9 protein-coding genes are annotated in these 13,228 nt (G+C 72.0%); 3 read left to right on the top strand and 6 right to left on the bottom strand.

Going from position 1 to position 13,228, the window contains the following annotated elements; all coding sequences use genetic code 11:
* The 4 genes from ACP4IX_RS23460 to ACP4IX_RS23475 form a co-directional block, all read right to left on the bottom strand.
* Positions 1–185 (bottom strand): flavodoxin-dependent (E)-4-hydroxy-3-methylbut-2-enyl-diphosphate synthase (locus tag ACP4IX_RS23460; protein ID WP_164396686.1); only part of this gene is annotated, 185 nt, incomplete at its 3' end.
* 328 nt (positions 186–513) lie between these two features.
* A complete protein-coding gene (locus ACP4IX_RS23465; protein ID WP_426522103.1) occupies positions 514–1,806 on the bottom strand; it encodes a M50 family metallopeptidase in 1,293 nt (430 codons plus the stop codon).
* Between the two features lie 8 nt (positions 1,807–1,814).
* Positions 1,815–3,071 (bottom strand): 1-deoxy-D-xylulose-5-phosphate reductoisomerase, encoded by a 1,257-nt coding sequence (dxr, locus tag ACP4IX_RS23470; protein ID WP_426556541.1) that lies wholly within the window; start codon positions 3,069–3,071, stop codon positions 1,815–1,817.
* Between the two features lie 182 nt (positions 3,072–3,253).
* Positions 3,254–5,209 (bottom strand): acyl-CoA dehydrogenase family protein, encoded by a 1,956-nt coding sequence (locus ACP4IX_RS23475; protein WP_426521992.1) that lies wholly within the window; start codon positions 5,207–5,209, stop codon positions 3,254–3,256.
* A 353-nt stretch (positions 5,210–5,562) separates the two neighbouring features.
* On the opposite strand from ACP4IX_RS23475, the gene ACP4IX_RS23480 reads away from it, so the two are divergent.
* The 3 genes from ACP4IX_RS23480 (at position 5,563) to ACP4IX_RS23490 (ending at position 10,159) form a co-directional block, all read left to right on the top strand.
* Positions 5,563–6,576, top strand: a complete 1,014-nt coding sequence (locus tag ACP4IX_RS23480) for a LacI family DNA-binding transcriptional regulator (RefSeq protein ID WP_426521993.1) — start codon at positions 5,563–5,565, stop codon at positions 6,574–6,576.
* 258 nt (positions 6,577–6,834) lie between these two features.
* Entirely contained in the window at positions 6,835–8,880 is a 2,046-nt protein-coding gene (locus tag ACP4IX_RS23485) for a glycoside hydrolase family 31 protein (protein ID WP_426556542.1), read from the top strand.
* A 91-nt stretch (positions 8,881–8,971) separates the two neighbouring features.
* Positions 8,972–10,159, top strand: a complete 1,188-nt coding sequence (locus ACP4IX_RS23490) for a sulfotransferase family protein (RefSeq protein ID WP_426556543.1) — start codon at positions 8,972–8,974, stop codon at positions 10,157–10,159.
* Between the two features lie 40 nt (positions 10,160–10,199).
* Here ACP4IX_RS23490 and ACP4IX_RS23495 read toward each other — a convergent pair whose 3' ends face one another.
* Positions 10,200–10,907, bottom strand: a complete 708-nt coding sequence (locus tag ACP4IX_RS23495; RefSeq protein ID WP_426556544.1) for a glycoside hydrolase family 12 protein — start codon at positions 10,905–10,907, stop codon at positions 10,200–10,202.
* Between the two features lie 43 nt (positions 10,908–10,950).
* Positions 10,951–13,161: a glycosyl hydrolase family 95 catalytic domain-containing protein gene (locus ACP4IX_RS23500; protein ID WP_426556579.1), complete on the bottom strand. Its 2,211-nt coding sequence runs from the start codon at positions 13,159–13,161 to the stop codon at positions 10,951–10,953.
* Positions 13,162–13,228 lie beyond the last annotated feature (67 nt).

A 13,228-nucleotide genomic window follows, 5' to 3' on the forward strand; every position in this document is an offset into this window, starting at 1 on the left:
GCCGTCAGCTCGGCGATCTGCTGGAGCGTCGCACCGATGTCCGACGTACGGGTCGTGGTCATGGACTGCACCGACACGGGCGCGTCACCACCCACCGCCACGGACCCGACCTGGATCTGCCGGCTCTTGCGGCGCTCGGCGAGCTTGGTCGGAACGGACGGCATGCCGAGAGAAATCGCAGTCATCTGCTGTGCAACCCCAAGTCGTGGATCAGAATCCGGCCCCGTTCAGCGGCGGGCTCCGGCCTCCGAGATTACGGCACGGACATGGACGCCAGACACACGGCGTACGGGAGACGCACCCTTTGGCGTCCGTTCGCCGGGTGATCGGCGTGAAGCCCGGTCCGGAGGGGCATGCTCTCCGGATCGGGCTTCTCATCCGATCGTTTCAGATCGTACGTATCGTATGGATCGCACGGATCGCACGGATCGCACGGATCGCCTGAATCATGTGGATCGCAGGGGATCTTCTGAATCATGCGGCTTCGCGTGGATCGGGCGGATCGTCCCCGCCTCAGCTGATCCGTACCGGATTGACGACGTCCGCCACCAGGACCAGCAGCGTGAAGCAGACGAAGATGCCCGCCACCACGTAGGCCACCGGCATCAGCTTCGCCACGTCGAACGGGCCCGGGTCCGGGCGGCGCAGCACCTTGGCCGCGTTCCGGCGCAGCGACTCCCACAGCGCGCCCGCGATGTGGCCGCCGTCGAGCGGCAGCAGCGGGAGCATGTTGAAGAGGAACAGGGAGAGGTTGAAGCCGGCCACCAGCATGATGAACATGGCGAGCTGCTGGGTGGGCGGGATGTCCAGGGTCGCGATCTCACCGCCGACGCGGGCGGCGCCCACGACGCCCATCGGGGAGTCCGCCTCGCGGGGCCCGTCGCCGAAGGCTGCGTCCCACAGGGCCGGGATCTTGGCGGGCAGGGCGGCGAGGGAGTCGACGGCGTCGCCGATCCGGTCGCCCATCCAGGTCACGGACTGGCCGAAGTCCTGTTTGACCACGCCGGTGGCGGCGCTGAAGCCGAGGAAGCCCGCGGTGACGTACTCGCCCTCGACGATCTGTCCGTTGCCGTCCTTCTTCGCGACCTGGTTGGTGGCGATGGTCGCCTGGAGGGTGACCTCCTGGCCTCCGCGCTCGACGACGACCGGCACCTGCTCGCCGGGGTTGGCGCGGATCATGTCGGACAGCCGGTCCCACTCGTCGGTCCGTACGCCGTCGAAGGAGACGATCTTGTCGCCCGCCTTGAGGCCGGCCGCCGCGGCCGGGGAGGCCGGGTCGGACTTGGTGCAGTCGTCGCGGTTCTCGGTCTGCGAGATCACGCACTGGGAGACGGAGCTGACGGTGGTGGTCTGCTGCGAGATGCCGAAGCCCATCAGAACGGTGAGGAAGAGCACCACCGCGAGGATGAGGTTCATGAACGGGCCCGCGAACATCACGATGACCCGTTTCCACGGCTTGCGCGTGTAGAACAGGCGCTTCTCGTCACCCGGCTGCAGTTCCTCGAAGGCGGCCGAGCGGGCGTCCTCGATCATGCCGCGCCAGGGCGAGGTGGAGCGGGCCTCCAGCCGGCCGTCGGCGCCGGGCGGGAACATGCCGATCATGCGGATGTAGCCGCCGAACGGGATGGCCTTGACGCCGTACTCGGTCTCGCCCTTCTTCCGCGAGAAGAGGGTCGGCCCGAAGCCGACCATGTACTGCGGCACGCGGATGCCGAAGAGCTTGGCCGTGGACAGGTGGCCCAGCTCGTGCCAGGCGATGGAGAACAGCAGGCCGACCGCGAAGAGGACTATGCCGAGGATGAACATCAGGGTCGTCATGCACGGGCCTCCGCCGTCTGTGCCGCCAGTTGCCGGGCCCGCTCGCGCGCCCAGGTCTCCGCTTCGAGGACGTCCGCGACGGTGAGCGAGGTTCCCGTACGGGGGGTGCCGTGCTCCTCGAGCACCCGCGTGACGGTCTCCATGATCCCGAGATAAGGCAGCGCGCCGGAGCGGAACGCCTCGACGCACTCCTCGTTCGCGGCATTGAACACCGCCGGGGCCGTGCCCGCGAGTTCCCCGACGTGCCGGGCCAGGTCCACCGAGGGGAAGGCCTCGTTGTCGAGCGGGAAGAACTCCCAGGTCGAGGCCTTGCTCCAGTCGAAGGCGGGGGCGGCGTCGGGGACGCGTTCGGGCCAGCCCAGGCCGATGGCGATGGGCCCGCGCATGTCGGGGGGCGTCGCCTGGGCCAGGGTCGATCCGTCCGTGAACTCGACCATCGAGTGGACGTACGACTGCGGGTGCACGACCACCTCGATGCGGTCGAAGGGGATGTCGTAGAGCAGGTGGGCCTCGATCACCTCCAGGCCCTTGTTGACGAGGGTGGCGGAGTTGATCGTGATCACCGGGCCCATGGCCCAGGTGGGGTGGGCGAGGGCGTCCTCCACGGTGACGCTCGCCAGCTGCTCCTTCGTACGTCCCCGGAACGGGCCGCCGGACGCGGTGACGACCAGCTTGCGCACGTCGGCGCGGGTGCCGGCGGCCAGCGCCTGGAAGAGGGCGGCGTGCTCCGAGTCGACCGGGATGATCTGCCCCGGCTTGGCGAGGGACTTGACCAGCGGGCCGCCGACGATGAGCGACTCCTTGTTGGCGAGCGCGAGGGTGCGGCCCGCCTCCAGGGCGGCCAGGGTCGGTGCGAGGCCGATGGAGCCGGTGATGCCGTTGAGGACCGTGTGGCAGTCGGAGGCGGCGAGCTGGGTGGCCGCGTCGGCTCCGGCGAGGATCTCGGGGAGCGGCTCGCCGGGGCCGTACTGGCCGCTCAGTGCCTCCCGCAGGGCGGGGACGACGTCCTCGCGGGCCACGGCGACGGTCCGTGCCTTCAGCCGGTACGCCTGCTCGGCGAGGAGGGCGACCCGGCCGCCGTTGGCGGACAGGCCGGTGACCCGGAAGCGGTCCGGGTTGCGCAGCACGAGGTCGATGGCCTGGGTCCCGATCGACCCGGTGGACCCGAGGATCACCACGTCCTTCGGGCCGTCGCCCGCCACCGGGTCGTAGACGAGGTGGGGGTCGGCGAGTGGGGCTGGACTGTCGCTCATCCCCCCATTGTTGCCGCAACCGCCCTCCGGTTGGACAGCGCGTCCCTCGCACGGGTGTCGCGGGCCCGCGCGGGGCCCGGAAGAGCCCCGCGGCCTGCGGGCGGACCTGGCCCGCCGGGAAGGCCGGGCAACCCCGCCGGGAAGGCCGCGCAGTCCCGGCGGGGGCCTGACGTATGCCCGCCCTACCTGATGGGGCGGTGGACGTTGTCCCTGCTACTCGGGCCCGGTGTCGCGTCCGCGATCCACGGGCCGTCGCCGGACGGGTCGACGACGCCCCGCTCCAGCCACTCGTACGCGCCGCCCAGCACGCCCTTGACGACCTTGCGGTCGACGTCGTCGGTGTTGGTCCACAGGCGGCCGAAGAGCTCCTCGACGCGGATGCGGGCCTGGCGGCAGAAGGCGTCGGCGAGCTGGTAGGCCTCGCGGCCGTGGTCGCCCTCGGCGCGCAGGTGCTCGGCGCGGACGCAGGCGGCGCTCATCGCGAACAGCTCCGCGCCGATGTCGACGATCCGGCCGAGGAAGCCCTGCTTGGTCTCCATCCGGCCCTGCCAGCGGGACATGGCGTAGAAGGTGGAGCGGGCGAGCTTGCGGGCGGTGCGTTCGACGTAGCGCAGGTGCCCGGACAGGTCCTGGTGGCCGGACGGGTGGAAGCCGGCGTACGAGCGCGGGAGCTGCCCCGGCCCGGCGACCAGCTTCGGCAGCCACCTGGCGTAGAAGACGCCCGCCTGCGCGCCCGCCCGTGCCTTGTCGGACAGGGTCTTGTCGGGGTCGATCAGGTCACCGGCCACCGAGAGGTGGGCGTCGACGGCCTCGCGCGCGATCAGCAGGTGCATGATCTCGGTGGAGCCCTCGAAGATGCGGTTGATGCGCAGGTCGCGCAGCAGTTGCTCGGCGGGGACCGCGCGCTCGCCGCGGGCTTCGAGGGAGGCCGCGGTCTCGAAGCCCCGGCCGCCGCGGATCTGGACCAGCTCGTCGGCCATCAGCCAGGCCATCTCGGAGCCGTAGAGCTTGGCGAGGGCGGCCTCGATGCGGATGTCGTTGCGGTCCTCGTCGGCCATCTGGGAGGAGAGGTCCAGGACCGCCTCCAGCGCGAAGGTGGTCGCCGCGATGAAGGAGATCTTCGAGCCGACCGCCTCGTGCAGCGCGACCGGCTTGCCCCACTGCTCGCGCACCGCCGACCACTCGCGGGCGATCTTCAGGCACCACTTGCCGGCGCCGACGCACATGGCGGGGAGGGAGAGGCGGCCGGTGTTGAGGGTGGTGAGGGCGATCTTGAGGCCGGCGCCCTCCGGACCGATGCGGTTCGCGGCCGGGACGCGGACGCGGTGGAACCGGGTGACGCCGTTCTCCAGGCCGCGCAGGCCCATGAAGGCGTTGCGGTTCTCGACGGTGATGCCCTCGGAGGCGGCCTCCACGACGAAGGCGGTGATGCCTCCCCTGCCGCCCGTCCCGTCCTCGGACTTCGGGACGCGGGCCATGACGACCAGCAGGTCGGCGACGACGCCGTTGGTGGTCCACAGCTTCACGCCGTCGAGGACGTAGTCGTCACCGTCCCGGACGGCCGTGGTGGCCAGGCGGGCCGGGTCGGAGCCGACGTCCGGCTCGGTCAGCAGGAACGCCGAGATGTCGGTGCGGGCGCAGCGCGGCAGGAACGTGTCCTTCTGCTCCTGCGTCCCGAACATCTTCAGCGGTTGGGGCACGCCGATCGACTGGTGGGCGGAGAGCAGCGCGCCGATCGCGGGGTTCGCGGATCCGACCAGGGCGAGGGCTTTGTTGTAGTAGACCTGGGTGAGGCCGAGGCCGCCGTACTTGGTGTCGATCTTCATGCCGAAGGCGCCCAGCTCCTTCAGCCCCGTGATCACGTCGTCCGGGATCCGCGCGTCGCGCTCGATCAGGGCTCCGTCGATCTTCGTCTCGCAGAAGTCGCGCAGCTTGGCGAGGAACTCCTCGCCGCGCTGGACGTCCTCGTCGGCGGGGAGCGGATGGGGGTGGATGAGGTCGAGGCGGAAGCGGCCGAGGAACAGCTCCTTGGCGAAGCTCGGCTTGCGCCAGTCCTGTTCGCGGGCCGCCTCCGCGACCTGGCGGGCCTCACGTTCGGTGACGGTGGGTCGGGAGGAGGGGGTGGGTGGTGCGGACATGAGGCTCACCTCGCCGCGAATCGGCATCGGGGGAGGTACGTCCACGAAGATCGCCGGGGTGATCGCCGGGATTCGTCATTCGCGAACTTGCGGACGTACGTTACTAGTCGGTGCTACCCGATCGTATGTACCCGATCCCGGGCGCTCCCACCACCCTTCGTGCCGCCGTTCGGCCGATGACCGCAAGGAGGACGGGAGGCGGACGGAGGGCGGACGGAGCGAGAAGAAAGGTGTCGAAGCGCTTCGACAACCTATGGACACCCACCCCGGCTGAGGCTACTGTCGAACCACCCTCACCCGCTATTGTCCACCCCGCGCGCTGTCGAAGCGCTTCACAAAGCTTGGAGAGCTGGATGGTCACCCTCGCCGAGGTCGCCCAGCACGCCGGAGTCTCGGCAAGCACGGTGAGCTATGTCCTCAGCGGCAAGCGGTCCATCTCCACCACCACCCGGCAGCGGGTCGAAGAGAGCATCCGCACGCTCGGCTACCACCCGAACGCCGGCGCCCGCGCCCTGGCCAGCAACAGGTCGAACATCATCGCGCTGATGATCCCGCTGCGCACGGACATGTACGTGCCGGTGATGATGGAGATCGCCATCGCGGTCGCGACCAGCGCGCGCAGTCACGGGTACGACATCCTGCTGCTCACCGGTGAGGAGGGCCCCGACGCGGTGCGCCGCGTCACCGGCAGCGGGCTCGCCGACGCGATGATCCTGATGGACGTCGAACTCGACGACGAGCGGCTGCCCCTGCTGCGGGGCACCGACCAGCCGTCCGTGCTGATCGGTCTGCCCGCCGACACCACCGGGCTGACCTGCGTCGACCTCGACTTCCGGGCGACCGGCGCACTGTGCGTGGAGCATCTGGCGAAGCTGGGGCACCGCGACATCGCGGTCATCGGCGAGGCTCCCGCGGTCTACGAACGGCACACCGGCTTCGCCGAGCGCACCCTCGACGGGTTGCGCACCCGTGCGCGGGAGCTGGAGCTGCGGCTGCTGCACCGCCCCTGCGAGGGCGGGTACGACGCGATGGCCGCGACCCTCGCCCGCGTCTTCGACGAACGCCCGGACACCACGGGCTTCGTCGTCCAGAACGAATCGGCGGTCGAGCCGCTGCTCGCCCTGCTGCGCCAGCAGGGCCGGGCGGTGCCCGAGGACGTGTCGGTGGTCGCGGTCTGCCCCGAGCAGGTCGCCACCCAGGCCTCGGTTCGGCTCACCTCGGTCGCCGTGCCCGCGCAGGAGATGGGCCGGCATGCCGTGGAGCAGCTGGTCGCCAAGCTGGACGGGCGCGGCAGCGACGAGGTCGTGCTGCTCGCGCCGGAGCTGACGGTCCGGGCCAGCTCGGGGCCGGCACCCGTCCGGCCGTAGCTCACGCGACCGGCCCCACCGCAGGCCGCCCGCCCGCCTCCCCCGCACCGCGTCACCGCCGTCCTCGACCGCCGCCCTCCCCCGCACCGCGTGACCGCTCGGCCCGCCCGTGCCAGGGCACCGCCGTGTCCGCACTCGAAGCTCGCACTCGAAGCTCGCACTCGAAGTCCGCACTCGAAGCTCGTACTCGAAGTCCGCACTCGAAGCTCGTACTCGATGTCCGCACTCGAAGTTCGCACTCCCCCAGGAGCCTGCCTCGTGAACCAGCCTGCCGAGACACAGCCCAAGGTCAGCCTCGCCCAGTCCTCCCCCACCGTCGGCACGTTCCGCGAGCGGGACGGCGCGCTGGAGTGGAGCGGCCGTCAGGAGACCGTCCGGATCGAGGCGTGGGGGCCGGACGCCGTCCGGGTCCGGGCCCGCCTCGGCGGGCCGGTGCTGGAGGACCTGCCGGGCGCACTCCTCACCGAGGCCCCGCCGACCGAGAGCACCGTGAAGACCGAGGACGGGCACGGCTCACTGACCGTCGGCGCGCTGACCGTGGAGGTCAGCCCCGAGGGGCAGGTGCGGTTCGTGCGGACCGCGGACGGTGGTGAGCTGCTGGCCGAGGAGCGCGCCCACTTCTGGTGGCCCGGCCCGCGCCTGTACACGGCGGTCGGAGGCGGGCACCACCGGCTGGAGCAGCGGTTCGCCGCCTACGACGACGAGAAGCTGTACGGCCTCGGCCAGCACCAGCACGGCCGCCTCGACCAGAAGGGCCTGGTCGTGGACCTGGTCCAGCGCAACGCCGAGGTGTCCATCCCCGTCCTCACCTCCAGCCGCGGCTACACGCTGCTGTGGAACAACCCGGCGATCGGCCGCGTGGAGCTGGCGCACAACGGCACCCGCTGGGTCGCCGACTCGGCCCGGCAGATCGACTACTGGATCACCGCCGGCACCCCGGCCGACACGCAGCGCCGCTACAGCGCGGTGACCGGCCGTACGCCGATGCTGCCCGCGTGGGCGGCGGGCTTCTGGCAGTGCAAGCTGCGCTACCGCACCCAGGACGAACTCCTCGCCGTGGCCCGGGAGTACAAGCGGCGCGGACTGCCCATCGACGCGATCGTCTGCGACTTCTTCCACTGGACGCACCTGGGCGAGTGGAAGTTCGACCCGGCCGAGTGGCCCGACCCGGCGGCCATGGTCCGTGAGCTGGACGAGCTGGGCATCAAGCTGGTGGTGAGCGTCTGGCCGTCGGTGTCCCCGCTCTCCGAGAACCACCCGGTGATGGAGCAGCGCGGCTACTTCGTCGGCACCCAGTACGGCCCGATGGCGCACGCCGACTGGCCGGACAAGGAGGTCGCGTCGACGGTGCAGGTGGCCTTCTACGACGCCACCAACCCCGAGGCCCGCGACTTCGTGTGGTCGAAGGTCAAGGAGAACTACCTCGACAGGTACGGCATCACGGCCTTCTGGCTGGACGCCTGCGAGCCCGAGCTCAAGCCCGGCTTCCCGGAGAACCTGCGCTACTGGGCGGGCCCGGGCCTGGAGGTCGGGAACATGTACCCGGCCGAGAACTCCCGCGCCTTCGACGAGGGCCTGCGCGCCGCCGGGGTGGACGAGGTGATCACCCTCAACCGCTCGGCGTGGGCCGGCAGTCAGCGGCACGGCGCCGCGCTGTGGTCCGGTGACATCGGCACCGACTTCGCGACCCTGCGCCGTCAGGTCGCGGCCGGTCTGAACACCGCGCTCTCCGGCATCCCCTGGTGGAACACGGACATCGGCGGTTTCCACGGCGGCGACCCGGACGACCCTGCGTACCGCGAGGTGATGATCCGCTGGTTCCAGTTCGGCGCGCTGTCCCCGCTGATGCGCCTGCACGGCTTCCGCGACCCGGGCATGCCGCTGGGCCCGGACATGACCGGCGGCCCGAACGAGGTGTGGTCGTACGGCGAGGAGGCGTACCCGGTCCTCGAGAAGTACCTGCGGCTGCGCGAGCGGCTGAAGCCCTACGTGCTCGACGTCATGCGGGAGGCGCACGAGGAGGGGCTGCCGGTGATGCGGCCGCTGTTCCTGGAGTTCCCCGAGGACCCGGCGGCCTGGCCGGTGGACGACGCCTATCTCCTCGGCCGGGATCTGCTGGTCGCGCCGGTGCTCACGGCCGGTGCCACGGCCCGCACGGCCTACCTTCCGGCGGGCGCGCGCTGGACGGACGCGTGGACGGGTGAGACGTACGGGGGCGGGGCGGCCGTGACGGTGGACGCGCCGCTGGACCGCATCCCGCTCTTCCTGCGGGACGGGGCCGAGCTGCCGGTGGCTCAGGAGTAACGGTTCCGCCGGAGGGAGAGGGTTGCCGGGTGGGACGCCGGGTCACCTTACTAGCAGTGCAGTGCAGTCGACCGTTACCGAAAGGCCAGACGTGCCCTCGACTCCCCTCGCCCTCCGGCTCGCCGACCTGTTGCTGCGGCCGGCGTCCCGATCCCGGCACACGCCCGACCGGACCTTCGACCGGCTCCTCGCACGGGCGGGAGGGGCGGAGGCCGACGAGCGGTTCGCCGACGACTTCCGCTCCCTGCTGCGCTGGTGGGCCGGGGCGGAGAACCTCACCCCGGTCGGCTGGCAGTCCGCGCAGTCCCACGTCCGCAGACACCTCGCCGGCCGGGCCCGGATCCGGCGGCTGATCGCGGAGCACCCCGGCATCGAGCGGGAGCCCGTGGAGAAGCCGGTGTTCGTGGTGGGCCTGCCGCGCACCGCGACGACGCTCACGCACGGCGTGCTGTCGCTGTCGGACGAGCACCGCTGCCCCCTGCTGTGGGAGCTGCTCACCCCCGGCCTGGAGGTGCCGCCCGGTGGGCGACGCAAGGCGACGGCGCCCGCGCGCCGGATGGTCGACGGCATCAACCTGCTCGCGCCGCGCTTCCGCGACATCCACCCGATGGCCGCCGAAGGCCCCGAGGAGTGCACCTTCGCGCTGCCGCACGCGCTGATGCCGCTCTCCTCGGCGCGGATACCCGAGTACCAGGCCTGGCACTACGAGCGGGACTTCGTCCCCGACTACCGCCACCTCAAGCAGGTCTACCAGGTGCTCCAGTACGGCCGTCCGCGCCGCCGCTGGATCCTCAAGTCCCCCATGCACCTGGAGAACCTCGACGCGCTGCACACCGTCTTCCCGGACGCCACCATCGTGTGGACCCACCGCGATCCGGTCACCGTCGTGGCGTCGTTCTGCAGCCTGGTCGAGCACGGCATGGCCGTCAGCACCCGCCCCGTCGACCCGCACGGCATCGGCGCCACCTGGCTGGAGCTGCTGAGCCGCTCCGCGGCGCGCGGTGTCGCGGCCCGTGCCGCCCTCCCCCCGGAGAGGCTGGTGGACGTCCCGTACTCCTGGCTGGGGACCGATCCGGCCGTCGGCGCCCCCAAGCTCTACGCCGCCGTCGGCGCCCGCTGGACCGGCACGGAGGCCGCCCGGCTCGCCGGGGTCGCCGCCCGCCCCAAGGGCAGCCGCCCGCACCGGTACGAGCTGTCCCGGTACGGCCTGACCCGGGCCGAGGTCGAATCCGCCTTCGCGGAGTACAACGCGTTGCGGGCCGAGGTCGACCGCGCCTGACGTAGGCACGGCCGGCCCCGGCCCCGGCCGGGGAGCTGGGTCAGCCGCCGCTGACGGACATGCTGTGGGTACGGAAGTCCAGACCGCCCGGCGAGGAGGTGATCTCGAAGCCGAACTGGACGTCGCCGATGGTCTCGTCGCCCATCCAGCCCTTGGTGTCCTTGATCCATTTCAGGATCGGCAGGATCTGGACGCTCCCCGAGTTCGAGTCCGAGGTGCGCAGGAACGAGAAGACCTCGTTGGCGCCGTTGTCGCCCTTGTAGACGTTCCAGGTGTGGCCGCCGAGGGCGACCGACCCCTGCGGGCTGCCGAGCGGGCCGACGGCTCCGTGGTGGTTGACCCAGAGCATGATCTCGTAGTCGTGGTCCGTGTCCCAGATGTCGTACGACGTGTTGTACGCGCCGGACGACGGGACCGTCACGTTGTACGTGCTGCTGAGCGAGCCGAGGGAGGAGATCGGCTTGTTGATCACCTTCTTGGCGTTCGGGTAGGACTTGATGCCGCCGGTGCCCGGGTGGTCGGCCCAGACGCCCCAGTCGGTGCCGGAGTTGGCCCAGACGCACTGGCCGCCGGCGCCGGAGCCCCAGATGTTGTTGTAGAGGGTGTAGCCGTTCAGCTGCGTGTTGCCCCACTGGTCGCAGGAGTTCCAGACGGCTGCCTGGGCGGGGGCGGCGGCGAGGCCGGCGGTGACGCCGAGCGCGAGGGCCGGGGCCAGGAGGGCGGTCAGGGTGCGGGTGCGTGGTGCCATGGCGTTCCTTCCATGGGTGGGGGGAGTGGGGAGGGCGGTGGTGCTACCGCGTCTTGACGCTGATGACGCGGTCCTCTCCGGCGACGAGGTCGAGCGGCTCGGTGCCGGAAGGAGTCCGGAGTTCGATGCGGTGCGTGCGTCCGGGGCGCAGGACGGCCGTCGCGTCGCCGTCGGGCCTCCAGGTGAGGTCGACGACCGCCCCGAACCGGGTGCGCAGGCCCCTGATCCCGCCCTGCGGGCAGAACTCCGGGAGGGCGGGCAGCAGGACCAGCCGGTCGGGGGTGGACTGCACGAGCATCTCGATGAGCACGGCCGGCAGGGCGTGCGCGGCGTCCGCGTTGTAGACGTCGCGGTGGGGGTAGTGCGCGCTCATCAGGGACGTGTGGAAGAAGTCGCCGTCGAGGACCTGGCCGACGGCGTGGGCGACCCGGGCGGCGTCCCGCAGCCGGGCCGCGATCAGGGCGTGGTGGAGGTGGCCGTGGGCGGAGTCGTTCTCGGCGCCGCGCAGGTGGAGGGCCCGGTGGGCGGCCTCGGCGAGTTCGGGGGTGTCGTACGGGTTGATCTCGTCGAGCGGCCACACGCCGTAGAGGTGGCTGAGGTGGCGGTGGTCGTAGGTGTCCGCCAGGCCCGGCCACGCCCATTCCGCCAGGGCACCGTCGGCGTTGGTCCGGTGCGGTGGGAGGCGGTCGGCCAGGGCGCGCCAGCGGTCGGCGTGCTCGGGGTGGCGGTCGGCGGCGGTCAGCAGGGCGTGCCGGGCGGCGGAGAGGTCCATGGCCGCGTTGACGGTGCCCCAGCCGGCGTTCGCGGGACGGTTCTCGGGCGAGTACGAAGGGACGACGAGTACGTGACCGCGGTCGTCGGTCCGGGTGAGGAAGTCCTCGTAGAAGAAAGCGACTTCGGCGAGTGCCGCGGTGGTGCGGGGGTCGTGGGCGCCGCGGGTCTCGTCGTGTTCGACCAGGGGCGCCAGCAGCCAGTCGGCGCCGGCCGTCCACAGGTGCAGCGGGTACTCGCGGCTGAAGTGGCAGGTGTGCCCGGACTCGCCGTCGGTGTGCGAGGGGGCGACGACGCCGCGGGTGCCGAAGATCGCGCGGGCGTTGTCCCGCCAGTCCGGGAGCTGCCGGTGGACCAGGGCGGCATGGGCCTCGGTGACCTCGGGGAGGTCGGCCGCCGCGGCGGAGGCGGTCTGGAGGTTCAGGTTGGCGTTGGTGGTGAACGCCCCTGACCAGGCCGTGTCCCAGTCGCCGGTCCACAGGCCGGTCAGGCGGGGCGGGAGCATCCCGCTGGCCGACAGCAGGTGGTAGCGGCCGGCGGCGAAGAGGCGCTCCAGGAGGGCCGCGCGGTCCGTGCCACGGGAGCGGTCGAGCAGCGCGGAGCCCGGCAGGGCGCGCTCGGCGGGGTCGGCGGCGAGGTCGAGGGTGACGCGCTCGTAGGCGGTGCGGTGGAGGGCGAGGTGCCGGCCGAGGAGACGGTCGTACGACGTCGCGTCGGGCAGGTCGCGCAGGGCGCGGCCCTCGGCGACCACGTCCAGTTCGCCGGTGTGCCGGTGCACGCGGGTGAGGAGCAGTACCTCGGTGGCGCCCTCGACGAGTACGCCGGGCGGGACCAGCCTCGTGGTGCCGCCGGTGACGGCGACCAGGGTGACGCCGGTGTACGCCAGGTCGCTGCCGGGGTAGCGGGCGCGCAGGCTGAGCAGGGCGCCCTCGGGGGTGAGGACGGCGCCGTGGCCGACGCCGAGTCCGGCCGGGGCGCCGGGGAGGCGGGGGTCGAGGGACAGGTCGAGGATGAGGTGCGGGGCGGTGACGCGCTGGACGATCACGTCGTCGGCGCGGGAGACGAAGACGCGGCTGGTCCAGGTGGAGCAGGCGGCGGTCGTCTCGCCGGTGGTGAAGTCCACGGAGCGGTGGTAGGCGGCGTGGGTGTCGCCGGGCGGCCTGTTCAGGCGGACCTGGAAGGCCGGGTGGAAGGGCCGCACCCATTGCAGCGGGCGGCCGTCGGTGAAGCCCTCGGCGGCCGTCGTGTCGCCGGCCAGCAGGCGGTCCTGGAGGGCGGGGAGGTCGGCGGCGAGCCGGGGTGGGCGGCGGTGCTCGTCGTCGCCGTTCGGGCGGACGAGGGTGTGGTGGGTGACGACGACCCGGTCGGCGTTCGGATCGCCGAACACGAGGGCGCCGTGGTGGCCGTTGCCGCTCAGGAAGGCGTCCTCCCAGCGGGCGGCGGGCCCGGGCTCCCAGGTGCCGTGCACGGGCCCGCCGGGCACGGTCCCGCCGGGCGTGGGTGCGCCGGGCGTGGGTGCGCCGGATGGGGGTGCGTCTTTGATGGGCGTG

Origin of the sequence: Streptomyces sp. WG5, assembly GCF_049974565.1 — a bacterium.
Lineage (GTDB): Bacteria > Actinomycetota > Actinomycetes > Streptomycetales > Streptomycetaceae > Streptomyces.